The sequence below is a fragment of the Rheinheimera metallidurans genome, assembly GCF_036983985.1.
Lineage (GTDB): Bacteria > Pseudomonadota > Gammaproteobacteria > Enterobacterales > Alteromonadaceae > Alishewanella > Alishewanella metallidurans.
In genome coordinates, this window is the sequence record NZ_JALAHQ010000003.1 from 446,156 (window position 1) to 471,356 (window position 25,201).

At 43.8% G+C, this 25,201-nt stretch carries 23 protein-coding genes; 18 read left to right on the forward strand and 5 right to left on the reverse strand.

Going from position 1 to position 25,201, the window contains the following annotated elements; genetic code table 11:
* Positions 1 to 39: 39 nt before the first annotated feature.
* The 3 genes from MN199_RS11170 to MN199_RS11180 form a co-directional block, all read right to left on the reverse strand.
* Entirely contained in the window at positions 40 to 1,659 is a 1,620-nt protein-coding gene (locus MN199_RS11170; protein ID WP_335739467.1) for a methyl-accepting chemotaxis protein, read from the reverse strand.
* A 153-nt stretch (positions 1,660 to 1,812) separates the two neighbouring features.
* Entirely contained in the window at positions 1,813 to 2,340 is a 528-nt protein-coding gene (gene ppa / locus MN199_RS11175) for an inorganic diphosphatase (RefSeq protein WP_132584832.1), read from the reverse strand.
* A gap of 59 nt (positions 2,341 to 2,399) precedes the next feature.
* Positions 2,400 to 3,371 carry a class 1 fructose-bisphosphatase gene (locus MN199_RS11180; RefSeq protein WP_132584830.1) on the reverse strand — a complete coding sequence of 324 codons (972 nt, stop codon included), beginning with the start codon at positions 3,369 to 3,371 and terminating at the stop codon, positions 2,400 to 2,402.
* 141 nt (positions 3,372 to 3,512) lie between these two features.
* Here MN199_RS11180 and mpl point away from each other — a divergent pair, with 141 nt between their 5' ends.
* The 6 genes from mpl to MN199_RS11210 all read left to right on the forward strand — a co-directional run bounded on the left by mpl (position 3,513) and on the right by MN199_RS11210 (position 9,283).
* Positions 3,513 to 4,874 carry a UDP-N-acetylmuramate:L-alanyl-gamma-D-glutamyl-meso-diaminopimelate ligase gene (gene mpl / locus MN199_RS11185; RefSeq protein ID WP_335739468.1) on the forward strand — a complete coding sequence of 454 codons (1,362 nt, stop codon included), beginning with the start codon at positions 3,513 to 3,515 and terminating at the stop codon, positions 4,872 to 4,874.
* On the forward strand, positions 4,871 to 5,512 hold the full coding sequence (locus tag MN199_RS11190) for a flavin prenyltransferase UbiX (protein WP_335739469.1): 642 nt from the start codon (positions 4,871 to 4,873) through the stop codon (positions 5,510 to 5,512). Before mpl ends, MN199_RS11190 begins: the two co-directional genes overlap by 4 nt.
* Positions 5,509 to 6,435: an ABC transporter ATP-binding protein gene (locus tag MN199_RS11195; RefSeq protein WP_132584824.1), complete on the forward strand. Its 927-nt coding sequence runs from the start codon at positions 5,509 to 5,511 to the stop codon at positions 6,433 to 6,435. Before MN199_RS11190 ends, MN199_RS11195 begins: the two co-directional genes overlap by 4 nt.
* Positions 6,432 to 7,205, forward strand: coding sequence for an ABC transporter permease (locus tag MN199_RS11200; RefSeq protein WP_132584822.1), 774 nt, complete (start codon positions 6,432 to 6,434; stop codon positions 7,203 to 7,205). The genes MN199_RS11195 and MN199_RS11200 overlap by 4 nt, the downstream gene beginning before the upstream one ends.
* Before the next feature lie 139 nt (positions 7,206 to 7,344).
* Positions 7,345 to 8,991: a pyridoxal-dependent aspartate 1-decarboxylase PanP gene (panP, locus tag MN199_RS11205; protein ID WP_132584820.1), complete on the forward strand. Its 1,647-nt coding sequence runs from the start codon at positions 7,345 to 7,347 to the stop codon at positions 8,989 to 8,991.
* A gap of 73 nt (positions 8,992 to 9,064) precedes the next feature.
* The gene (locus tag MN199_RS11210; protein WP_132584818.1) at positions 9,065 to 9,283 is read left to right on the forward strand and encodes a hypothetical protein; all 219 of its coding nucleotides are present in this window, start codon (positions 9,065 to 9,067) and stop codon (positions 9,281 to 9,283) included.
* Positions 9,284 to 9,365: 82 nt separating this feature from the next.
* Here MN199_RS11210 and glnD read toward each other — a convergent pair whose 3' ends face one another.
* Entirely contained in the window at positions 9,366 to 11,990 is a 2,625-nt protein-coding gene (glnD, locus tag MN199_RS11215; protein ID WP_335739470.1) for a [protein-PII] uridylyltransferase, read from the reverse strand.
* A 19-nt stretch (positions 11,991 to 12,009) separates the two neighbouring features.
* Positions 12,010 to 12,798 (reverse strand): type I methionyl aminopeptidase, encoded by a 789-nt coding sequence (map, locus tag MN199_RS11220; protein ID WP_335739471.1) that lies wholly within the window; start codon positions 12,796 to 12,798, stop codon positions 12,010 to 12,012.
* Between the two features lie 309 nt (positions 12,799 to 13,107).
* On the opposite strand from map, the gene rpsB reads away from it, so the two are divergent.
* The 12 genes from rpsB to fabZ all read left to right on the forward strand — a co-directional run bounded on the left by rpsB (position 13,108) and on the right by fabZ (position 25,201).
* Positions 13,108 to 13,836, forward strand: coding sequence for a 30S ribosomal protein S2 (gene rpsB / locus MN199_RS11225; RefSeq protein ID WP_132584812.1), 729 nt, complete (start codon positions 13,108 to 13,110; stop codon positions 13,834 to 13,836).
* A 109-nt stretch (positions 13,837 to 13,945) separates the two neighbouring features.
* Positions 13,946 to 14,818, forward strand: a complete 873-nt coding sequence (gene tsf / locus MN199_RS11230; protein WP_132584810.1) for a translation elongation factor Ts — start codon at positions 13,946 to 13,948, stop codon at positions 14,816 to 14,818.
* 121 nt (positions 14,819 to 14,939) lie between these two features.
* Positions 14,940 to 15,680, forward strand: coding sequence for a UMP kinase (gene pyrH, locus MN199_RS11235; protein WP_132584808.1), 741 nt, complete (start codon positions 14,940 to 14,942; stop codon positions 15,678 to 15,680).
* Between the two features lie 59 nt (positions 15,681 to 15,739).
* On the forward strand, positions 15,740 to 16,297 hold the full coding sequence (gene frr, locus MN199_RS11240) for a ribosome recycling factor (RefSeq protein WP_132584806.1): 558 nt from the start codon (positions 15,740 to 15,742) through the stop codon (positions 16,295 to 16,297).
* A 137-nt stretch (positions 16,298 to 16,434) separates the two neighbouring features.
* A complete protein-coding gene (gene uppS / locus MN199_RS11245; RefSeq protein WP_335739472.1) occupies positions 16,435 to 17,199 on the forward strand; it encodes a polyprenyl diphosphate synthase in 765 nt (254 codons plus the stop codon).
* Positions 17,200 to 17,204: 5 nt separating this feature from the next.
* The gene (locus tag MN199_RS11250; RefSeq protein ID WP_335739473.1) at positions 17,205 to 18,068 is read left to right on the forward strand and encodes a phosphatidate cytidylyltransferase; all 864 of its coding nucleotides are present in this window, start codon (positions 17,205 to 17,207) and stop codon (positions 18,066 to 18,068) included.
* Complete coding sequence (gene ispC / locus MN199_RS11255) at positions 18,068 to 19,261, forward strand: 1-deoxy-D-xylulose-5-phosphate reductoisomerase (RefSeq protein WP_335739474.1); 1,194 nt, start codon at positions 18,068 to 18,070, stop codon at positions 19,259 to 19,261. Before MN199_RS11250 ends, ispC begins: the two co-directional genes overlap by 1 nt.
* Positions 19,261 to 20,616 (forward strand): sigma E protease regulator RseP, encoded by a 1,356-nt coding sequence (rseP, locus tag MN199_RS11260; protein WP_335739475.1) that lies wholly within the window; start codon positions 19,261 to 19,263, stop codon positions 20,614 to 20,616. Before ispC ends, rseP begins: the two co-directional genes overlap by 1 nt.
* Positions 20,617 to 20,641: 25 nt before the next feature.
* Positions 20,642 to 23,140 carry an outer membrane protein assembly factor BamA gene (gene bamA, locus MN199_RS11265; RefSeq protein ID WP_335739476.1) on the forward strand — a complete coding sequence of 833 codons (2,499 nt, stop codon included), beginning with the start codon at positions 20,642 to 20,644 and terminating at the stop codon, positions 23,138 to 23,140.
* A gap of 23 nt (positions 23,141 to 23,163) precedes the next feature.
* Positions 23,164 to 23,685 (forward strand): OmpH/Skp family outer membrane protein, encoded by a 522-nt coding sequence (locus tag MN199_RS11270; protein ID WP_132584794.1) that lies wholly within the window; start codon positions 23,164 to 23,166, stop codon positions 23,683 to 23,685.
* Positions 23,682 to 24,734, forward strand: a complete 1,053-nt coding sequence (gene lpxD / locus MN199_RS11275) for a UDP-3-O-(3-hydroxymyristoyl)glucosamine N-acyltransferase (protein ID WP_335739477.1) — start codon at positions 23,682 to 23,684, stop codon at positions 24,732 to 24,734. The genes MN199_RS11270 and lpxD overlap by 4 nt, the downstream gene beginning before the upstream one ends.
* A 14-nt stretch (positions 24,735 to 24,748) precedes the next feature.
* Positions 24,749 to 25,201 carry a 3-hydroxyacyl-ACP dehydratase FabZ gene (gene fabZ / locus MN199_RS11280; RefSeq protein WP_335739478.1) on the forward strand — a complete coding sequence of 151 codons (453 nt, stop codon included), beginning with the start codon at positions 24,749 to 24,751 and terminating at the stop codon, positions 25,199 to 25,201.

Consider the following 25,201-nt stretch of genomic DNA (forward strand, 5'->3'; position numbering starts at 1 on the left):
CGGTTTTAAACCGGCTTTTTGTTGGCTGAATAAGACTAATTAAACGCGGAATAAGCGGGTAATACTCTCTAGATTTTGCGCTAACGAAGCTAACTCACTACTTGCCGTGGCAATGTGGTTTGCACTTTCTGAGCTGTGTTCGGTATTAGTAAAAATATCGTCAACGTGCTGTACAATATTATTAGTCATTTTTTGTTGTTCATCAGTAGCGTCGACAATTTGTTGATTCATTAAACGAATTTGCGTAATGCTTTGCGTAATTAATTGCAATGCATTACCGGCTTCGTTCGCAGACTCAACGCTATTATCAGCCTGATTAGTGCTTTGTTGCATTTTCTGCACCGCTAAGCGCGCGGCTGATTGCAGTTGTTCAATAGTACGCTGAATTTCTTCAGTCGACTTTTGTGTACGTGACGCCAAAGTGCGTACTTCGTCAGCCACTACCGCGAAACCTCGGCCTTGCTCGCCAGCGCGCGCGGCTTCAATGGCCGCATTTAATGCCAGTAAATTGGTTTGTTCGGCAATGCCTTTTATGACACTAAGTACAGTACCAACTTGATTCGCATCTTTTTCTAGTTGCACAATGACATCTGACGCTTCTTGCACGTTACCGGCTAATAGTTGAATGTTTTTTACGGTAGCCGTAACCGTTTTTTGGCCTAGCTCGGCAGCGTCGCTGGATTGATTGGCCGCTTTTGCTGCTTCGTTGGCACTATTAACTTCTGCCATTACGCTTGCGCCCATATCATCAACAGCGTGTTTGGCTTGATCTGCCGCTTTGCGTTGTTGCGCAATGGTTTTATTGGTGTCATCGGTTAATACGCGTAAATCTTTGGCTAATGCCGACAGCGGTACTGCGGTGTTAACGATGTCTTTCACCAGATGCTGTAACTTTTGCATAAAGCTATTAAACCAGTGTGCTAAATCACCTAATTCATCTTTGCTACTGGTGTTGATACGCACGGTAAGATCGCCATTTTCTTTAGCCAGATCTTGCAGTGAGCTAATCATATTACCCAAACTATTTTTAATACCTTGCGCTACCGGAAAGGCAGTACCAAATAATACTAATGTGGTAATGAGCCCCATGACTATGCCAACTGTAATGAGTGTGCCGGCTTGCTCACTAGCGGCGTCGATAGCGGTGGTAAACTCCGTTAACCGAGTACGACTAAACTGGCTTAATAAACCGGTGGTGGTATCGTAATTGGCGTTCATTTTCTCTGACCGCTGTGCCAGAGTAGTAAAATCAGCGGTGTTATTAATCATTTCTTGTGACACTTTATGTGCCACCTGGTAATAGGCGTCATAGCTTTGTTTAATCGTATTGATATCGCTAGTGTATGCGCGGTTAAGCTGGGAAATTTGATTCAGTGATTCATGTAGTTTATTGCTAAAACCGGCTGCACCGGTTAAGGCTTCAGCATCACCGGTGGTAACCGCACTGGCTAGCGACTCTTTTATCCGCTCTAGTAATACTAATGAGCTTTGTGCAGCTTGCAGTACAGGAAATTGCACATCGCGAGTTTGTTCTAGCGTAGTCACGTTATTAAGTGCGGTGATACTGGCTAAAACAAGGTAAATAACAAAACTCAACGTGCCTATGATAGGGATTAGATAGATTTTCTTCGCGATAGACAGACGTCTTAATATATCCATACTGCATGCCCCTGTAATACTACAATATTATATTCGAATTGGTTTATGCGCAGTATAAAGACTTATTTATGCAAATGCTTGTTGTAGTTGACTTTGATAGGTTAAATAACAACCAGCTTAGTGGGCACTAAGCTGGTGAGTCTCTAAGCAGAATTATTTTTTGGCACGGGCAAACGAAGATACTATTTCTTCTTTTGCGGCGGCAATATCACCCCAACCATTGAGTTTTACCCATTTGCCCGGTTCTAACGCTTTATATTGCTCAAAGAAGTGCTGAATTTGGTTTTTCAGCAGCTCTGGTACGTCGTTAATATCTTGAATATGGTCGTACAGTTTCGTTAACTTACTTACTGGTACGGCAATAACTTTAGCATCTTCACCCGCTTCGTCAGTCATAAATAATACACCCACTGGGCGACATTTAATTACTGCACCAGGCATTAGTGGGTAAGGTGTAGGTACTAACACGTCTACTGGGTCACCATCTAATGATAAGGTTTGGTTTACAAAACCGTAGTTACATGGATAAAACATCGGTGTTGACATAAAACGGTCAACCCACACTGTACCGGTGTCTTTGTCTACTTCGTATTTAATTGGGTCGGCATTGGCCGGAATTTCAATAATTACGTTAATTTCGTCAGGTAGGTTTTTACCTGCAGCTACATCGCTTAAGCTCATGGGCTGATCCTTAGGTTCGTTAAAATTGGCGCTTATTATAGCGCCGGTAGTTTAAATGGCTATCGTTGATGATAAGCAATACAGCTTTCTACTTCATGTTTTGAGCCGAGTATTACTGATACGCGCTGATGGATATCAACCGGCACTATGTCCATGATTCGCTCATAACCGGTTGAACTAGCACCACCGGCTTGTTCTACCAGAAAGCTCATTGGGTTAGCTTCATACATTAGCCGCAGTTTATCTGGCTTGCTGGCATCTTTGTTATCACGAGGGTAAGCAAAAATACCACCACGACATAACACGCGGTGCACGTCGCCTACCATGGCGGCTATCCAGCGCATATTATAGTTTTTGCCACGCGGGCCTTCTTTACCTTGCAGTAAATCGGCAATATAGGTTTGCATAGCGGGTTGCCAGTAACGCTGGTTTGACATATTAATGGCAAACTCGGCGGTGTATTTTGGAATAGTCGCCAGCTCTTCCGTTAATAAAAAGCCGCCGTAGGTTTTATCTAAAGTGTATAAGCGTGTGCCTTTGCCCGTAGTAAGTGCCAACATAGTAGATGGACCATAAAGCACGTAGCCCGCGGCTAATTGTGCGGTGCCAGGTTGTAAAAACATGCTGGCGTCATCGGCGGCTTTATCTTCGGGTGCTGGCAATATAGAAAAGATGGTACCAATTAAGCTATTAATGTCGGTGTTAGAAGAGCCATCTAGTGGGTCGAAGGTGACTAGGTATTTACCCTTTGGGTTACCGGCAACAATGGTATCTTCTTCTTCAGAACTGATCGCTTTTACTACGCCGGTTTCAAGAATGACTTCTTTTAGTAACTCGTTAGCAATAATATCGAGTTTTTTCTGGGTTTCCCCTTGAATATTCTCACCCAAGGTAGAACCTAATACTCCAGCCAGTTCTCCTTGGCTTACGCGAAAGGCAATTTCTCGGCAGGCAGCCAGTATGGTTTTAATCAATGAAAGTAAGTTGCTGTCGACTCCGTCCTGTTGCAATACTGGCGATATGCGGCGCATGTAAGGGTTCCTTATCCGTAATTATTTTGCTTAAGCAGTTAAAACTGACGTATTTTAAAGAATTTATTCGCAAATTGCAGTTATTACTACCAACTAGTTTGCTTTTGCTACAATAGCGGCAATTAATCTTCAGGAAATGTTATGCATATTCATATTCTCGGCATTTGTGGCACCTTTATGGGCGGTATTGCCGCTATTGCTAAAGCACTTGGGCATAAGGTAACGGGTTCGGATACCAATGTGTATCCGCCAATGAGTACTCAGCTTGAACAGCTGGGTATAGAACTAACACAGGGTTGGGATCCTGCACAGTTAGAACCGGCGCCCGATCTGGTTATTATTGGTAATGCGTTATCGCGCGGTAACCCCGCGGTTGAATATGTACTTAATACTAATTTACGTTACATTTCTGGCCCGCAGTGGTTAGCCGAGCAAGTACTACATGATCGCTGGGTGTTGGCGGTGTCCGGCACACACGGCAAAACTACCACCAGTACTATACTGGCTTGGATCTTAGATTACGCCGGTTTAAAACCGGGGTTTTTAATTGGCGGAATTCCACAAAACTTTGATTGTTCAGCCCGTTTAGGTGAATCACCGTTTTTTGTTATTGAAGCCGACGAATACGACACCGCATTTTTTGATAAACGTTCTAAGTTTGTCCATTACCGACCACGAACGTTGGTAATTAATAATTTAGAATATGACCATGCAGATATTTTCCTCGATTTAGCCGCAATTCAACGGCAGTTTCATCATTTGTTGCGTATGGTGCCGACCAATGGCTTGGTGTTATCGCCTGAAGATACGCTTGCGGTAAAGCAGACTTTAGATATGGGCTGTTGGAGTGAGCGGCAAAGTTATGGTGATGATTGGCAAGCCGAATTAATACAAAGCGACGGCAGTCACTTCGCTTTATATTATAAAAACGAAAAGCTCGGCGAGCTAAACTGGCAGTTAAGCGGTCAGCACAACGTAGATAATGCGGTAATGGCTATTGCTGCCGCGCGTCATGCTGGTGTGCCGGTGCAAGTAGCCTTAGATGCATTGACCCGCTTTATTACACCAAAGCGGCGGATGGAGCTAAAGGCCGATATCGCCGGTATTAAGGTGTACGACGATTTTGCCCATCATCCCACCGCTATTAGCACTACCTTACAAGGTATTCGCAATAAAGTAGGCCAGAACCGAGTATTAGCCGTATTAGAACCACGTTCAAATACCATGCGTATGGGCGTGCACCAAGCAGCGTTGCCATTATCGCTTGCGTTGGCTGATAGCGTATTTTTATTTGAACCAGCCAACGCCAATTGGTCATTAGATGCCATTACTCGAGCGTTAGCGCCAAAGGCGACACTGCTGCGCGATATTGATGCCTTGGTTCAATTGTTAACAGAACAAGCGCAGCCAAACGATAGCATTGTTATAATGAGCAACGGCGGTTTCGGTGGAATTCACGACAAACTCATTAACGCATTGCAACACAAATGGGAGCCGCTATGACGGTGGTTAAAGAAATTACCTTAGCTTTTAGTGGTGCCTCAGGCGCGCCCTATGCTTGGCGTTTACTAGAGTTGCTGCTGGCGCAGGGTATTAAGGTGCACTTGCTTATTTCCAGTGCGGCGCGCGTAGTATTTGCTACCGAACACGACGTTAAACTACCGGCATCACCGGACAAATGCTCTGATATGCTGCGCCAACACTTTGGTTGCGCTGCGTCGCTATTAACGGTATACGGCAAAGAAGATTGGTTTTCACCGGTAGCGTCTGGCTCTGCTGCGCCAAAACAAATGGTTATTTGCCCATGTTCTACTGGCACGGTTGCCAGTATTGCGGCCGGCATAAGTGACAACCTGATTGAGCGCGCGGCTGATGTCGTTATAAAGGAAGGCGGCCAGCTAATATTAGTACCGCGTGAAAGCCCACTTAGCGCTATTCATTTAGAAAATATGCTTAAGCTAGCCAAGCTGGGCGTTACCATTATGCCTGCGGCGCCGGGGTTTTATCATCAACCAAAGCAGGTAAGCGATCTGGTCGACTTTATGGTAGCGCGCATTTTAGATCATTTAAAAGTACCGCATCAGTTATTAAACCGTTGGGGTTATAGTGGCGAGTCGGCTGCGACAGGAGAACAGAATTGAGTTTAGCGTTAGATATTAAAGGGCTGCATAAGGTTTACAAAAGCGGTACTGTCGCATTAAGCGGTATTGATTTACAGGTAAAACAGGGCGATTTTTTTGCCCTGCTTGGGCCCAATGGCGCAGGTAAAAGTACCACCATTGGTATTATTAGTTCCTTGGTTAATAAAACCCAAGGCAGCATTCAAGTATTTGGTTTTGACCTAGATAGCCAATTAGAGCAAGCCAAGAGTCAGCTAGGTATAGTGCCGCAAGAGTTTAACTTTAATCAGTTTGAAACGGTGCTACAAATTGTGGTTAATCAGGCTGGTTATTACGGTGTACCAAGAAAGTTAGCGTTAGAACGCGCCGAAAAATACCTTGGCCAGCTTGGGTTGTGGGATAAGCGTAATGCACGCTCGCGTGAATTATCGGGAGGCATGAAACGCCGCTTAATGATTGCTCGCGCCTTAATGCATGAACCAAAACTGCTTATTTTAGACGAGCCTACCGCTGGTGTTGATATCGAGCTGCGCCGTTCAATGTGGGAGTTTTTACGCAAAATTAATCAGCAAGGCGTAACTATTATACTTACTACGCACTATTTGGAAGAAGCCGAAATGCTTTGCCGTAATATCGCCATTATCGATAACGGCCAAATTATAGAAAACACCACCATGAAAGCCTTGTTATCTAAGTTAACTAAAGAAACCTTTATTTTCGATTTTGCTGGTGAGCCAGCCACTATTAGCTTAGAGAGTTTCACTTGGCGTCAATTAGATAGCCATAGCATAGAAGTTGATGTTGAAAATGCACAGGGCTTAAACCCAATTTTTGCCCAGCTAAGCGCACAAAATATCAAGGTGTTGTCAATGCGAAACAAAGCCAACCGACTAGAAGAATTATTTGTTTCATTGGTAGATGGAAGTAAAGGAGCCACGCAATGAGTAAGGCAAATTATAGCGTGGCGTTAAAAAGTATCTTAACCAAAGAAACTAACCGTTTTTTACGAATTTGGCTGCAAACCTTAGTACCGCCAGCAATCACTATGGCGCTGTATTTTGTTATTTTTGGTAGCTTAATTGGTTCGCGCATTGGTGAAATGGGCGGCTTTAGCTATATGGAGTTTATTGTACCCGGTTTAATTATGATGGCGGTCATTACTAACTCCTACGCTAACGTCGCCTCGTCGTTTTTTAGTGCTAAATTTCAACGTAATGTTGAAGAGTTATTAGTCGCACCCGTACCCAACTATATTATTGTACTGGGTTATGTTGGTGGCGGTATGGCGCGCGGTATTTTGGTGGGCTTAATTGTTACCTTGTTGTCGTTATTCTTTGTCAGCATTCAAATACATAATATCGCAGTGATCATTATTACCGTAATACTTACGTCGATGCTGTTTTCATTAGGCGGGCTAATTAATGCCGTTCATGCGAAGTCGTTTGACGATATAAGTATTGTGCCTACTTTTGTTCTAACTCCGCTTACTTATTTAGGTGGTGTATTTTATTCGTTAACCTTATTACCCGGTTTTTGGCAGCATGTAGCCGCGCTTAACCCTGTTGTGTATATGGTTAACGCGTTTCGCTACGGCTTTTTGGGTATAACCGACGTCAACCTGTGGCTAGCTCTGGCGGTGGTATTGGGCTTTATTGCTGCACTGTTTAGCTATGCGCTGTATTTAATTAATCGTGGCATCGGTTTACGCAGTTAAGCTGCTACTGAATTGATACTTAACAGGTCGGGCCTGAACGGTATTTTTTTGCAGACTTTTTTTTGCGCTTACAGTAAAGTAAGCGCCTTTTTCCGGCCGTTTTAGTGATAGCTAAACCCGTATGCAGAGTAGCAACAGCATGAAAGAATCGAGCAAAAGACAGGCTACGGCCTCAGAAGAAGCGCTGTGGCGTATCTTTACTGTTCCTGAAGCGCCAGACTCAACCTTGAGTATTATTGAGCAGAATTTGTCGCAAAATTTGGCCGGTTTTTTGCGTAAAAGTATTGTTGCGGTAGAAAAGCCGCTGTGGCAAATCGAGCGTGATTTTCAAACTCATGAAATTCCGCAAATGCCGAATTTTGTTTCAGATTACGCTGAAAGCCTGATGCAAAAATTAGTGGCACATTCTGTCCATACCGCCGCACCGAGCTTTATCGGCCATATGACCTCAGCTTTGCCTTATTTTGTGCTGTCATTGTCCAAGATGATGGTTGGCTTAAACCAAAATCTGGTAAAAATTGAAACATCCAAAGCGTTTACGCCGATGGAGCGCCAAGTGCTTGGTATGGTGCATCATTTAGTTTATGGCGAAAACGACGGCTTTTATAAAAAATGGATGCACAGTGCTAATCATTCGTTGGGGGCGTTTTGTTCTGGTGGTACGGTGGCCAATATCACCGCATTATGGATAGCCCGTAACCGTTTACTTAGAGCCGACGGTGAGTTTAAAGGCATTGCTCGCGAAGGCTTATTTAAAGCGATGAAACACTATGGCTATGATGGTTTAGCCATAGTGGTATCCGAACGTGGCCACTATTCATTGGGAAAAGCGGCCGATGTGCTAGGTATAGGGCGTGATTCATTAATTGCTGTAAAAACCGATGCCAACAATAAAATAGATGCTTTGGCACTAGCAGAGAAAATGGCTGAGCTAACGGCGGCTAATATTCGCGTGTTAGCTATCGTTGGCGTAGCGGGGACCACCGAAACCGGTAATGTTGACCCCTTGCACCAATTAGCGGATATCGCACAGCAATATCAATGTCATTTTCACGTCGACGCCGCATGGGGTGGAGCGACGTTATTATCAAATAAATATCGACATATACTTGATGGCATAGAGCGTGCCGATTCAGTAACTATAGATGCACATAAACAAATGTATGTGCCTATGGGGGCTGGTATGGTGGTGTTTAAACATCCGTCAGCCGCGCATGCCATAGAGCACCACGCTGAATATATTTTGCGTAAAGGGTCAAAAGACTTAGGTAGCCAAACTTTAGAAGGCTCACGGCCTGGCATGGCAATGTTAGTGCATGCTTGCTTACAGGTGATTGGCCGTGATGGTTATGAAATACTGATTAACCGCAGTTTAGAAAAAGCCCGTTATTTTGCTACGCTTATTTCGCATAATATTGATTTTGAGTTAATTACCGAGCCAGAGCTGTGTTTATTAACCTATCGTTATGTACCTGCAATAGTGCAAAAAGCGATGAGACAAGCCAGCCCAGAACAGCTACAACGCTTTAACGAGCTGCTAAATGGGCTAACCAAGTTTATTCAAAAACGTCAGCGAGAAGAGGGTAAATCGTTTGTCTCGCGTACGCGCTTAATGCCTGTACAATATAACCGTCAAGAAACTATAGTGTTTCGCGTAGTACTTGCTAACCCATTAACTACTGAACAAATATTACATGATGTGTTAGTGGAGCAAGATCAGCTAGCGCAGCTTGATAAAGACTATTACCCGAAATTACTACAGTTGGCCAAAGAGATAACGACCTAATATACAACAGATTGTTCTATTATGTATTACCAGCTAATATCGGTTAGTTATTTTTAGTAACTGGAGTGAATATATGTCAGGTCAGGGTTCAGGCGGTAACGTTCTTGCAGCACTATGTAGTTTTTTTGTTCCAGGCTTAGGTCAGCTGGTGCAAGGGCGTATTTTGGCAGCTATTTTGTTTTTTGTGATTTGCGCAGCGGGGTATGGCACGTTCTTTTTAATTATCCCCGGCATTATTGCTGTTATTGTGCATTTGTGGGCAATTATTGATGCGGCAAAATTTCGCGCTTAAACCAAGTGTATGCTTAAGCGCTAATGAAATATCGGTTAGGGTGACTGGTTAGCATTAGGCTTTGCTGACCTTTTTCTTATTACTAATTTTCTGCTTGTTGCGAAAGTTGGTCTATAAGCGCTTGTTTTAATATAGTTTGCTGTTCAAGAGATAGCGCTTGGTCGTCACTGTTGGAAATCATAAAAAAATCTTCTGCGCGCTCGCCTATAGTGGTAATTTTAGCCGCATGAATATTTACGTCACAGCGCTGAAATACTTCACCAATATTAGCTAATAAGCCCGGCGTATCAAGTGCTGCTAGCTCTATCATAGTGCGTTTACTGGTATTGCCGGGTAAAAATACTACCTTAGGTGGTACGTTAAACTGGCGCATTTGCCTTGATAGCCTTGTTTTTTGCCGTGACAAATCAGGTTTGCCGGCAATATACAATTCTAGAGCGCGCTTAATACTTTGCTGACGAGAAGGCGAGGTTACCGCATCGCCGTTTTGTTCTAAAATGACAAAGGTATCCATGGCGTAGCCGTCTTTATTTGTCATAATTTGCGCGTCAAAAATATTTACTTTTTTACTATCGAGCGCTGCGACTAAACGGGCAAACAGTTTTGGTTGATCTTTAGTATAAATAAATACTTGGGTGCCACCGCGGATCGGTGTTTTACTAATAAGCACCAGCGGCTCATTAGGGTTTTTGTGCCGCAAAATATGCTCGCAGTGCCAGCTAATTTGTTTGGCGCTATAGCGGGCAAAATAATCAGCTTTAATGCGACCCCATAATTGGCTAATTTCAGTTTCACTAAAGGTATGTTTTAGTAGTAACGACATGGCTTCGGCTTGGTTTTCACGAATAAGATCGCGTAAATCCATTGGCTTTTCTAAACCCCGACGAAAAGCTTTTTGCGTGGCTAAAAATAGCTCACGTAATAGCGATCCTTTCCAATCATTCCATAAGTTGTCGTTAGTTGCACGAATGTCGGCCAAGGTTAAACAATACAGGTAGTTTAACCGTGTTTCGTCACGTACTTTTTCGGCAAACTCGGTTACTACGGCGGGGTCGTAAATGTCGCGTCGCTGTGCGGTAACCGACATTAGTAAATGATGTTCTACTAACCAGACAATAAGCTTACTATCAAACTCACTGAGTTTATGTAGTTTGGCAAACTCGCGTGCGTCCATGCCGCCGAGCTCGGAGTGATCTCCGCCGCGGCCCTTAGCAATGTCATGAAAAATGCCGGCTAAGTACAATAATTCGGGTTTCTCCATTTTTTTTACGATATCGCTGCATAGCGGAAATTCGTTTTCGTATTCGGTTAGCGTGTATTTATACAAGTTTTTTAATAAACGATGCGTATGCTCGTCTACGGTGTAAGCGTGAAATAAATCAAACTGCATTTGGCCAACAATATTGCGCCACTGCGGTAAATAAGCCGCTAGCACGCCATAACGATGCATAAGCGTAATGGCTCTATCCATGCCGCGCGGGTGGCGCACAATAGCTAAAAATAGTTGGCGGCAGGCTTCGTAATCTTGTAAATCGCCCATTAGCCGGCGTCGCACTTGGCGAATCAGCCGCATAGTGGCTGAATGTACACCGGTAATATTTGAGTTATTAGCAATATGCCAAAATAGGCGTAATAAGTTATCGCGCCGAGCAAATACGGCATTGTCGCGCGCGGCAAGTAAATGACCTTGTAGCTCAAAGTAATCATCTAGGATCAGCGTTTTTACTTTTTCTTTATGATTTAAAATACTACCGTCAAAATGCTGCAGTAGCATTTCGTTTAATTCAGACACCCGTTGCACAGTGCGGAAAAATCGCTTCATCATGCGTTCGACCGAGGCTTTACCATCGGCGCCAAAGCCTAAGCGCTGGGCAATTGCCGGCTGATAATCGAATAAAATGCGGTTTTCATTACGGCCAGCTTCTAAATGTAGGGCAAAGCGCATTTGCCATAAATAGGCTTCGCATTCCATCAGCTCTTGGTATTCGTCTTCGGTAAGGTAATGATAAGCGACTAATTCGCGCATGGTGCGGGTTTGAAAGTGCCGTTTTGCTACCCAGCCTATGGTTTGAATGTCACGCAGCCCACCGGGGTTAGCTTTTAAATTCGGCTCTAAATTGTAACTGGTGCCATGATATTGCGCATGACGCTGCTGTTGTTCATTACGTTTAGCTTGAAAAAACGCTTGGCTAGTCCAAAAACTATCTTGGTTAATATCGAGCTGTAGTTGCTCATATAGCAGCTTATTACCACTAAGTAAGCGCATTTCAAGTAAGTTAGTCGCAATGGTAATGTCGTCTTTACCCAGCGTTATGGTTTCATCTAAGCTGCGTACGCTATGGCCTACCTCTAAGCGTAAATCCCACAGTGTGGCAATAAATTGTGCTATAGCGTCTTGTTGAGTACTGGTTAAAGGTTCATTCGTCAGGATTAGTAAATCAATATCGGAGCAGGGATGCAGCTCGCCACGGCCATAACCGCCAACCGCTATCAGGTTTAAGTCTTTAACCTTGTGCAGGTCAAACTTATACCATAGCTGCAGTAACACCTGATCGATAAAGTGCGCGCGAGCTTTTACTAAGGCATTAACTGGATATAACGCAAAGCTTTTGCTTAACCAATCATGAAAGTCGGCAAAGACCTTTTTGTAGCTGTCCAGGCTATAACTGTCTGACAGTGCTTTGCTATAGGTTACCGCCTGGCTCATACACCCAACTCCTATGTTGCTATTGGGCGGTTAAGATGCGCTCAATAGTATCATCACTGCGTAGGGTTAAAATTTCGCAGCCTGTGTCTGTTACTAAAATAGTGTGTTCAAACTGAGCAGATAAACTGCGATCTTTGGTTACGACCGTCCAGCCATCGGCTAACAATTTACTTTGCCGCGCGCCTGCGTTAATCATCGGTTCAATGGTTAAACACATGCCCGTTTTTAGCACATCACCGGTGCCAGGTTTGCCGTAGTGCAATACCTGCGGGTCTTCATGGAATACGGCACCGATACCGTGACCACAATATTCACGTACTACAGAATAGCTATGGTGCTCAGCGTGTTGCTGAATAACATGGCCAATATCACCTAAGCGTACGCCGTTTTTAACTTTATGTAGCGCCAAATATAGGCACTCTTGCGTTACTTTAATTAGTCGCTCTGCCATAATGCTCGGCTTGCCAATGACAAACATTTTTGAGGTGTCGCCGTGGTAACCGTCTTTAATTACGGTGATATCGATATTAATAATGTCGCCATCTTTTAGCTTTTTATCGGCCGGAATACCATGACATATCACTTGGTTAACTGAGGTGCAAATGGATTTTGGAAAGCCATGATAATTAAGTGGCGCCGGAATGGCTTGTTGCTCGTTAACGATATAGTCGTGACAAATAGTATTAAGCTCGTCGGTAGTAACACCGGCTTTAACAAAAGGCCCAATCATTTCTAATACGTCGGCGGCTAAGCGCCCGGCTACGCGCATTTTTTCGATTTCGGCGGTAGTTTTAATGGTTGCTGTCATACCTTCTCTCTCTATGGTGCGGCGGGATATTAGTAGCCTTGGCACTGCTGCGAAAATACACATCTTATTGTGTTTGCGTGGTGTATATGGTATAAAGCGCGCCGCAAATTAGCAAATTGGTTTCGTGTTTATTGTAGAACCTTTAGTTCGACATTTTACATTAACCGGCTGCAATTGGCGTAATTTAAACAAAACACACATGTATCGGCACATATTCCGGGGTGCTTTGCGTTGCACTGAACAACAGTCAGCCCAAGGTCGGCATATGGGATACATGGAGGCTTAACCCCTTATACAGGAAAATAAATCATGGCAAAAGTTTCTATGCGCGACATGCTCCAAGCGGGCGTGCACTTCGGTCACCAAACTCGTTACTGGAACCCAAAAATGAAGCCATTCATTTTCGGTGCGCGTAACAAAGTACATATCATCAACTTGGAACAAACTGTTCCTATGATGAACGATGCACTGGCATTCATTCAGCAAGTAGCAGCGAAGAAAGGCAAGATCTTATTCGTTGGTACTAAACGTGCTGCATCTGAAGCTATCAAAGAAGCGGCAACCAAGGTAGACCAGTTCTATGTAAATCACCGCTGGTTAGGCGGTATGCTGACTAACTGGAAAACAGTGCGTCAGTCAATTAAGCGTTTAAAAGATCTGGAAGCGCAAAGCCAAGACGGTACTTTCGACAAGCTGACTAAAAAAGAAGCTTTAGACCGTACTCGTGAAATGGACAAGCTGGAAAAGAGCTTAGGCGGTATTAAAGATATGGGTGGCTTGCCAGACGTATTGTTCGTGATCGATGCTGACCATGAACACATTGCGATCAAAGAAGCTAACAACCTGGGTATTCCGGTTGTATCTATCGTTGATACTAACTCTGATCCAAAAGGCGTTGACTTTGTAGTACCAGGTAACGATGACGCGATCCGCGCTATTCAGTTATACCTAGCTGCTGTAGGTCAAGCTATCCTGGAAGGTCGTGACAAAAACATCGAAGTACAGGCAGAAGCCGAAGCCTTCGTTGAAGCAGAGTAATTTCTCTGTTTTTAGCGCAGGCTAAGCTTGCGTTAACACAGTGCCAAATTGCGACAGGGGCCGGCTTGGCCCCTGTTTGTCTAACCAGAATTAATACGAGGAAGCTCTCATGGCTGTAACTGCCGCTTTAGTTAAAGAACTTCGCGAGCGCACTGGCGCTGGCATGATGGATTGTAAAAAAGCATTAGAAGAAACTGCAGGTGATGTTGAAGCCGCAATTGACGCTATGCGTAAAAGTGGTTTGGCCAAAGCTGCCAAGAAAGCAGGTCGTATTGCCGCTGAAGGTACTATTATCACTCGCGTAGCTAATGGTATTGGTTTAGCGATTGAATTTAACTGCGAAACTGACTTTGTTGCGCGCGATAGCAACTTTTTAGATTTTGCTAATGCGGTTGCTGATTTAGCCCACGCTAACAAGCTGTTCACTGCAGAAGCTATTTTAGCTGCAGACTTAAACGGTACTTCGGTTGAAGATACTCGCGCTACACTGGTTGCTAAAATTGGTGAAAACATCAACGTACGCCGCGCAGCGGTAGTTGAAGGTGCAGTTATCGGTCAATACGTGCATTCTGGCCGTATCGGTGTATTAGCTGTGTTGGAAGGCGGTAATGAAGACGTAGCGAAAGATGTAGCTATGCATGTTGCTGCAAATACTCCTGGCTTCTTAACGCCAGAAGACGTACCTGCTGATGTGGTTGAACGTGAGCGCGAAATTCAAATTGATATCGCAATTAACTCAGGTAAAGCCAAAGAAATTGCTGAGAAAATGGTTGCCGGCCGTATGAGCAAGTTTACTGGTGAAGTAAGCTTAACAGGTCAGCCATTTGTAAAAGATCCTTCTATCTCTGTTGGCGATTTCCTGAAACAACACAGTGCTAAAGCTGTTTCTTTCATTCGCTTAGAAGTAGGTGAAGGCATCGAGAAGAAAGAAGAAGACTTCGCCGCTGAAGTCGCAGCGCAAATCGCGGCGGCTAAGAAGTAATTTACACTTCTGCCTGACTGCAAAAAACGCTAGAATAACCGCGACTCTAAGTTTACACGACTTAAGCCGCGGTTTTTTTTACCCGCAATTACCTTAACTTCATTGGCACTATGGGGATCTCATGAGTATTAATCCAAAACCGACCTACCGCAGAATTTTATTAAAACTCAGTGGTGAAGCACTGATGGGCGACGAAGGCTTTGGTATTGACCCCAAAGTGTTAGACCGCATGGCACAAGAAATTAAAGAATTAGTTGAGCTTGGCGTGCAGGTGGGTATTGTTATCGGTGGTGGCAATATCTTTCGCGGCGAAGGCTTAGCAAAAGCTGGTATGAACCGTGTAGTAGGCGACCATATGGGCATGCTGGCTACGGTAATGAATGGTTTAGCTATGCGTGATGCGCTGCACCGCGCTTATGTTAATGCACGAATGATGAGTGCTATTCCATTAAATGGCGTATGTGATAACTACAGCTGGGCTGAAGCCATTAGCTTACTAAAATCAGGCCGCGTGGTTATTTTCTCTGCGGGTACCGGTAATCCGTTTTTTACTACTGACTCGGCAGCATGCTTACGCGGTATTGAAATTGGTGCCGACGCGGTATTAAAAGCCACCAAGGTAGATGGTGTTTTCTCTGCCGATCCAGTAAAAGACCCTAGTGCAACCTTGTACAAACAGCTAACGTACACTGAAGTATTAGACAAAGAGCTTAAAGTGATGGATTTAGCGGCATTTACGCTAGCACGTGATCACAATTTACAAATTCGAGTATTTAATATGAACACCGCCGGCGCGTTAAAACGTGTGATTATGGGCGAGCCAGAGGGCACAGTAATCGACCACGCAGAAAATTTACAGTAAACTACTGCGCTTAGTACTGCATTGTGTAACTGATGCAATGAATAAAAAGGATAGAGATCGTGATTAACGACATTATTAAAGACAGTAACGTTCGTATGGAAAAAAGCGTAGATGCGCTTAAAATTCAATTAACCAAAGTAAGAACCGGCCGTGCTCACCCAAGTTTATTAGATGGTATTATGGTGTCTTACTATGGCGCTGATACGCCGCTGCGTCAGGTAGCTAACGTATCTATTGATGACCCACGTACACTGGCTATTACCGTATTTGATAAAAGCCTTACCACGGCGGTAGAAAAGGCAATTATGGCCTCTGACTTAGGTTTAAACCCAATGTCGGCTGGCACTACTATTCGCGTGCCATTACCTGCATTGACGGAAGAGCGTCGTAAATCGTTGGTTAAGTTGGTACGTGGCGAAGCAGAAAACGGCCGAGTTGCGGTGCGTAATATTCGTCGCGATGCTAATGCTGATTTAAAAACGCTGCAAAAAGATAAAGAAATTAGCGAAGATGACGAACGTCGCGCCGCTGATGAAATTCAGAAAATAACCGATAGCTTTATCAAGAAAATTGATGATGTATTAGCGGATAAAGAAAAAGAATTAATGGAAGTGTAATTTGCACTTCTGTTAACGTATCAGCGTCGTGACGTTAAAGCTTTGCGACGCTTTTTTATTTGTTCGTAAGTTTTACATGGTAATAAGGTTGATCAGCAATAGACTGATGAACTCAAGATAAGGACAGGTCGCACGTTATGACTGCATTGACGCAGCTCAAACCGCATAGTTTGCCTAAGCATGTGGCAATTATTATGGATGGTAACGGCCGTTGGGCCGAACGGCAGGGCAAGCCGCGAGTCTGGGGACATAAAAAAGGCGTGGAAGCCGTGCGGCGTAGCGTAAGCTTTTGTCGTGAGCTGGGAATTCAGTCACTTACTTTATTTGCCTTTAGCAGTGAGAATTGGCGCAGGCCAGAAGACGAAGTGTCAACGCTGATGCAGCTATTTTTAATGGTGCTGCAAAGTGAAGTAAAAAAATTACATAAACACAATGTCAGGCTAAAAGTAGTGGGCGACTTATCCGCGTTTAGCGATAAATTGCGCGCTAGTATTGATAAAGCCGAGCAACTAACCGCGAATAATACCGCGTTAACGTTAAATATTGCCGCAAATTACGGCGGACGATGGGATATAGTTAATGCTGCACGCACGTTAGCGATAAAGGTGCAGCAGGGGACGTTAGTTGCAGAGCAAATTGACGAGCAGCTATTTGCTCAACACGTGCAGATGCATGATCAGCCAGAGCTGGATTTATTAATTCGCACTGGTGGTGATTACCGTATCAGCAACTTTTTATTGTGGCAGGCCGCTTACGCCGAGTTCTGGTTTACTGAAATCTTATGGCCAGATTTTGATCAGCAAGTATTTTCAGAAGCGATAGCCGCCTTTGTAAACCGAGAGCGACGCTTTGGCTGTACCGGAGAGCAAATCCGGCAACTAGCGACTCAAGGTAAAGGATAACAAGATTGTTTAAACAACGGGTTATTACAGCGTTAATTATGGCGCCTTTAGCATTGTTAGCCGTATTTTATTTGCCGCTACTAGGTTTTGCACTGTTTATCTCAGCCGCATTTTTATTAGGCGCATGGGAATGGAGTGGTTTATGTAACCTTGCTAACACAGCAATGCGTACAGCTTACGTTAGCTTAACCGCAGTGGTTATGGCGCTGCTGTATTGGCAGCTACCCGCACAAACCCAGTGGCCAATAGAAAATAATATTTTACTAAGCACCGTGCTACTGGCCGGAGTGGGCTGGTGGTTGCTAGCCATTGCGTTGGTGTTAACGTACCCCAAAAGCAAAAATTTATGGGCCAATAGTGATTGGGGCAAAGCCCTAATGGGCTGGCTAACATTAGTTCCGGCGTGGGCTGGGGTGTTATTTATTCGTTCTACTGATTACGCGGCGTCTAGTTTTACTGGCGCTTGGTTAATTGTCTGTCTGCTAGCCTTAGTTTGGGCCGCTGATATTGGCGGGTATATTGTTGGCAAGCCATTTGGTAAACATAAATTGTTACCTCAGGTAAGCCCAGGTAAAACCGTTGAAGGTATGCTGGGTGGCTTAGCGCTAGTGGCAATAGCGGTTACAGTTTTGGCATATTTACAAGATTGGCCAGCCCAAACTGGAATTTGGTATGTGTCGGCATTTCTGCTAACCGTATTGTCTGTGTTTGGTGATCTAACCGAAAGTATGTTTAAACGTGTTGCTGGCAAAAAAGACAGCGGAAAATTTTTGCCTGGGCATGGCGGTATTTTAGATCGCATAGACAGTTTAACCGCGACGGCACCGTTGTTTGCGATTATTGTGGCTATTTTTGGTGGTTTTTACTAATGCGTCAGGTGGTTATCCTCGGCTCAACTGGCTCTATTGGCGTAAGTACCTTATCGGTATTAGCGGCACATCCCCAAGACTATAAGGTGCTGGCGTTAACCGCAGCGACGCAAACTAAAAAATTGCTGCAGCAGTGTTTAGAGTTTAAGCCGCGCTATGCGGCGATGCTGGATAACAACGCTGCTAAAATGTTGGCAGCAGAATTAAAACACGCCGGTAGCCATACTGAAGTGTTATCGGGCATTGAAGCGCTATGTCAGCTTGCAGCGCATCCTGATGCAGATATGGTGATGGCGGCTATTGTCGGTTCAGCGGGCTTGCTGCCAACATTGGCGGCAGTCGAGCAAGGTAAAACGGTGTTACTGGCCAATAAAGAAGCGCTAGTGATGAGCGGTGAGTTGTTTATCAGCAAAGTAAAACAACATGGTGCCACCTTATTGCCGATAGATAGCGAGCATAATGCTATTTTCCAGTGTTTACCGGCTAATTTACAGCTAAACACTCACGCGCAAACTCTGCAAGATTTTGGTATTAATAAACTACTGCTCACTGGCAGTGGCGGCCCGTTTTTGTGTAAGGCATTAACTGAGTTTTCCCAAATTACACCTGAACAAGCCGTGGCCCATCCGAATTGGAGCATGGGGCATAAAATTTCGGTCGATAGCGCCACCATGATGAACAAAGGTTTAGAGTTTATCGAAGCGCGCTGGTTATTTAATTGCCAAGCTGATGATATTGAAGTCGTAATTCATCCGCAAAGTATTATTCATTCTATGGTGCAATATAGTGATGGCTCGGTACTGGCTCAGCTAGGCCAACCCGATATGCGTACACCTATTGCGCATGCCTTAGCATTCCCTAAGCGTATCGCTAGCCCTGTTGCACCGCTTAACTTTAAGCAAATGCGCGATTTTACCTTTACTGAACCTGAGCCGGAACGTTATCCAAATTTATATTTGGCGATGTCGGCTTGCGCTGCGGGGCAAGGTGCAACCACAGCGCTAAATGCCGCTAATGAAGTAGCGGTAGCAGCATTTTTAGCTAAACAAATACGCTTTACCGATATCGCGCGTATTAACAGCAATAGCCTTGAACATTTTGCTGGCTTTCAGGTTGCGGCACTCGATGATATATTAGCGCTCGATCAAGACGCGCGGCAATACGCGCAGTTGCAACTTAGGAAGTGTGTTTAATGTCGGGTGCGATTTGGAATTTATTGTCGTTTATTGTCGCCTTGGGCATTTTAATTACCGTGCACGAGTTTGGCCATTTTTGGGTAGCGCGCAAAAACGGCGTATTAGTTAAACGGTTTTCTATTGGTTTTGGTAAAGCATTACTGCGCTGGCGTGATAAGCAAGGCACTGAATTTGTTATTGCCGCAATTCCACTTGGTGGCTATGTCCGCATGCTGGATGAACGGGTAGATCCTGTTTTACCACAATTCAAAGACCTGGCCTTTAACCACAAAACGGTATGGCAGCGTATGGCCATTATCGCTGCTGGCCCTGCAGCAAACTTTATCTTTGCCATTTTAGTGTTGTGGTTAATGTATATGCTTGGTGTGCAAACGATGCGCCCAGTTGTTGCAGATATTACACCGCAGTCAATAGCATGGCAGGCAGGTATACCCGCACAGCAGCAAATTATCGCGGTTAACCAACATCAAGCTAGCGACGTTAATAGTGTGAACTTGTTATTAGTAGAACAAATTGGCCGAGATAGCATTGAATTAGAACTTAAAGATTTAACGACACAACAGTTACGCACTGTTGTGTTAGATACTAAAAACTGGAAGTTTAACCCGGAAAAACAGAGCGTATTTGATAGTTTAGGTTTAGGTTTAGCTAAACCTAAAGTACTGACCAATATTGCCGCAATACAAAAAGATTCTGCCGCAGATAAAGCGGGCTTACAAATTAATGATAAAATTTTAAGTATTAATGATGACGCTATTAATGACTGGCAGCAGTTACAAGGCATTATTACTAATTCTGCAGAACAGCCACTGACATTACTAATTCAGCGTGCAGAACAGCAGCTAAACGTAACGGTAACGCCTACCTTGGTGATTGCTAAAGACGGTTTTTCGCAAGGTGTGCTGGGCGTTACCCCCCAAGTAACTGACTGGCCGGCTGGGGTACTTTATACCCAACAGTATGGTGCCTTTGATGCTATTGGCGCAGGTGTTGCTCATACGTGGCAGCTCACCCGATTAAGTTTCTCTATGATCGGTAAACTTATAACGGGCGACGTGTCAGTAAAGCATTTAAGCGGACCAATTTCGATTGCACAGGGTGCTGGCACTACCGCCAGTATAGGTTTGGTAGCTTTTTTATCGTTTTTAGCATTGATAAGTGTTAACTTGGGCGTTATTAATTTACTACCGCTGCCAGTACTTGATGGTGGTCATTTAATGTATATGCTGCTGGAACTAATACGTGGTAAACCTGTCTCTGAAAAGACGCAGGAGATAGGTTTCCGGTTTGGAGCGCTAATTCTGCTAATGCTAATGGGAATTGCGCTGTTCAACGATATTTCTCGTTTGTAAATAACTAATCATAAGTAGTTCAATAATGACAATTAAACGATTAGTAGCCGCGATGTTACTTGCCTCTGCTAGTAACTCGGTGCTTGCTGAAGAATCTTTTACGGTTCAAGATATTCAGGTTGAAGGCCTGCAACGCGTAGCGCTTGGCGCGGCGTTAAATAACTTACCTTTTAACGTTGGCGACACCATTAATGAGTTTAATTTGTCACGCAGTATTCGTACTTTGTATGCTGCGGGACATTTCGATGATATTAAGGTATTTCGCGACGGTAACACGATTATTTATCGGCTACGTGAGCGGCCAACCATCAATGCAATAGAATTTGATGGTAATAAAGATATCAAAGAAGAACAGCTGCTAGAGAGCCTGTCAGGTAATCATGTGGAAGTTGGTGAACCCTTAGATAAAACGATTTTAAAAAGCATAGAAAATGGCTTAACCGAGTTTTATCACGGTGTCGGTAAATATCAGGCTGACGTTAAAATAGACGTTACGTATTTGCCGCGTAATCGCGTTAATCTAAAAATTAAGTTTGAAGAGGGTGATGCGGCATCAGTTCGGCAAATTAATATCGTTGGTAATAAGTTATTTTCTGACGAAGAATTATTAAAAAATATTGAATCGAAGCAAGATTTGCCATGGTGGCGCTTTATGTCTTCTGATCGCTATCAAAAGCAAACGCTTAAAGGCGATATAGAAAAGATAAATAGCTACTACCTAGATCGTGGTTATCTGCGTTTTAATATTGATTCTGAGCAAGTATCAGTTAGCCCAGATAAAACGTCGGTGTACGTAACGTTAAACGTTAACGAAGGCGAAAAGTACAATATAAAAAGCGTAAAGTTTGTTGGTGATCTCATCGGTCAAGACGAATTTATTACTCAAGTATTGCCGCTTAAAGAGGGCCAACTGTATAACGGCGCTCTAGTTACTTACACCGAGGAAAGTATTGCTAAGTTATTGGCTCGGTTTGGCTATGCGAATTCTAAAGTGCGTACTATTCCGCAAATTAACGATGATACCAAAGAAGTTGATCTAACCATCAGTGTTGACCCGGGTAAGCGGGTGTATGTGCGCCGCATTAATATGCAAGGTAATAGCTCTACCAGAGATGAAGTGCTGCGCCGTGAACTACGTCAGATGGAAGGGGCATGGTTATCGAACGATGCCCTAGAACTATCAAAACAACGTATTCAACGTCTGCCTTATATTGAAAACGTAGAGTTTGAAACGATTCCGGTAGCCGGCGAAGACGATTTAATCGACATCGGTTTTAAAGTTAAAGAGCAGCCATCGGGTAGTTTTAATGCCGGTATTTCTTATGGCAACTATATGGGTTTGTCATTCCAAATAGGTGTGCAACAAGAAAACTTTTTTGGCACAGGTAACAGCGCTGGTATTAGCTTAAACACGAATAAATATCAAAAGTCGATTAGTGCAACCTACACCGATCCTTATTTTACGTTGGACGGCGTAAGTTTAGGTGGACAGGTATTTTACTCTGATACCGACTATAGCAGTGCATCATCAAACCTTGAGGCTTATAACCAACGCCGCTATGGTTTTGGTGCGAATATAGGTTATCCGATAAACGAATATAATCGCTTAAATTTTGGCGCGAACTACGTAGTTAATAAAATTAACTTACGTGATGATTATGATCAGCTAAGGCATTTCCGCGCGGTATTAAAAGATGAATTAAATCCAGATGCAGCGTTTCATTTTACCAACTATGAGTTATCAGCGGGTTGGGTACGTAGCACGTTAAACCGTGGTTTATTCCCAACTGCGGGTAACTATTTAGGTGCAAACATAAAAGTTACTACGCCTAATTCGGATTTAGCCTTCTTTAAAACCTCATTTGAAGGGCGCAACTATATACCGTTAAGTAATGATCATAGCTGGTCATTCCTATCTAAAATTGAGCTGGGTTATGGTAATGGTTACGGCAGTAAAAATGGCTATGACTACACCTTACCTTTCACAGAAAACTTTTATGGCGGCGGCCAAAATATTCGTGGTTTTGAAAGCCGCATTATTGGTCCACATGCTATTTTTCGCTATGCTGACACAGTGCCAGGCTTACCGGGTGATAACATGTCTAACGGTTATCCTAACTCACCGAATAATGATAGCTATCAGGTATCGCAACGTTCTATCGGCGGTAACGCCACGGCAGTTGTCACCTTAGAACTTATTACGCCGACACCGTTTTTAAGTGATGATTATCGTAACTCGGTGCGCACCAGTTTATTTATTGATGCTGGTAACGTCTGGGATACTGAGTTTGACATGGCGCGTTATGCTGACTTAAAGCAAATCCAGTATGCTCAGCAAAGTCGTCAGGCTCAGCCTTTATTGATCGATTATTCAGATCCGAGCTTGTTTCGCGCCACCGCTGGTGTATCTTTACAGTGGATTTCGCCAATGGGCCCATTAACTTTCAGCTTGGCAAAGATACTTAAAAAGCAAGAAGGCGATTTACAAGAAAACTTTAGTTTTAATATTGGTACAACTTTCTAGATTAGAAAAATAGGGATTAAAAGATGTTAAAGACACGTGCAGTAAAATCAGTAATTATTCTTGTTGCAGGCTTGTTAATGGCTGGCACAAGCATGGCCAAAGAAATGAAAATCGCTTATGTTGATGTGCAAGCAGTTGCGGCTAAAATACCGCAGTCTGCTGCGATGCAAGAAGCCATTAAGAATGAATTTTCTCAGCGTATAGAAGCGGTAAGTAAGTTAGAAAAAGATATTGGCTTTAATATCGAAAAGCTGCGTCGCGATGGGCCAACCATGAGCGATAAACAGCAAGATGAACTAAAGAAAGCGGTTACAGATCAGCGCCAACAATACGAGCAGTTAGCGCGTCCGTTAGATGAAGAAATTCGTAATCGTCAAGCCGAAGAGCGCAACAAGGTTTTAGCGTTAATTAAAGCTGCCATTGATGTGGTTGCTGAACGTGAAAAGTTTGACATGGTATTAAATTCGGGCGCTGCTGTTTATGCTAAGCCAGAGTTTGATATCTCTGAATCGGTAATTACTCAGGTTAGTAAAGCGAAAAAATGATAAGTTTTACGCTCTCTGAACTGGCTGAGCGTTTAGATGCTCAGCTAATTGGCGATGCTGCTTGCAGCATCGTTTCCATTGCATCATTAGCCAATGCTGGGTCGGGTCAGATCAGCTTTTTGTCTAATGCCAAATATCGTAAGTTTTTAGCTGAGACGTCGGCATCAGCGGTGTTAATTACTCATGATGACGTACCCTTTGTCGCACCAACGGTTAATGCATTAGTGGTACAAAACCCCTATGTTGCGTTTGCCCGTGTCGCACAGCTGCTGGATACTACGCCTGCGGCTGCGAATGGTATTCACGCAACGGCTGTGATCGATGCCAGTGTTAAGCTTGGTGAAAACGTTTCCGTTGGCGCCAATGCAGTGGTATCGGCTGGAGTTGTGCTTGGCAATAATGTGCAAATTGGTGCGGGTTGCTTTATTGGTGAAAACGCAACAGTAGCTGATGACACTCGATTATGGGCTAATGTGACGCTTTATCATAAGGTTAACATCGGTAAGCGCTGCATTATACACAGCGGTGCTATTATTGGTGCTGATGGTTTTGGTTTTGCTAATGAGCGTGGAAACTGGCTGAAAATACCCCAAACTGGTAGCGTCATTATTGGTGATGATAGCGATATTGGTGCTAATGCCACTATCGATAGAGGCGCAATAGAAGATACGATAATTGGTAACAATGTTATTATTGATAACCAGTGCCAGATTGCCCATAACGTGAAAATTGGTGATCATACTGCTATAGCTGGCTGCACGGTGGTCGCCGGCAGTACCAATATTGGCCGCTACTGTATTATCGGTGGCGCAGCAGTAATAAACGGCCATATTGATATTTGCGATGGCGCTAATATTAGTGGCATGGCCATGGTAATGAAGCCAATTACTGAAAAAGGTATTTATACCTCAGGTTTACCGGCCACCACCAATCAAGATTGGCGGAAAAATACGGCTAAGTTACGACAAATAGATCAATTATATCAGCGAGTAAAGCAGCTTGAACGCCAGCTTGCTACTGTGCTTTCGGCACAGGATACTGAAAACTAGATAGAGGAATAGCCTTGGCTAACCAATTAAACAGCCTGCAAATTCAGGAAATTATGGCATTACTGCCACACCGTTATCCTTTCTTATTAATCGACCGGGTGCTTGATTACACGCCGGGCGAAAGTTTAACGGCAGTAAAAAACGTTTCAGTTAATGAACCCATTTTTACTGGGCATTTCCCAAACATGCCTATTTTTCCAGGCGTTTTAATTTTAGAAGCTTTGGCTCAAGCTACCGGTATCTTAGGTTTTAAAACGGTTACCGAGCGCTCTGATAACGAATTATATTTATTTGCCGCTATTGATGACGCACGCTTTAAAAAGCCTGTAGTGCCTGGCGATCAAATGATTTTAGAAGTGAAGTTTTTAAAAGAACGCCGCAACATTTGGAAGTTTTACGGTGAAGCTAAAGTTGATGGCCAAGTGGTATGCTCGGCTGAATTAATGTGCGCCAGAAGAGAGCTATAA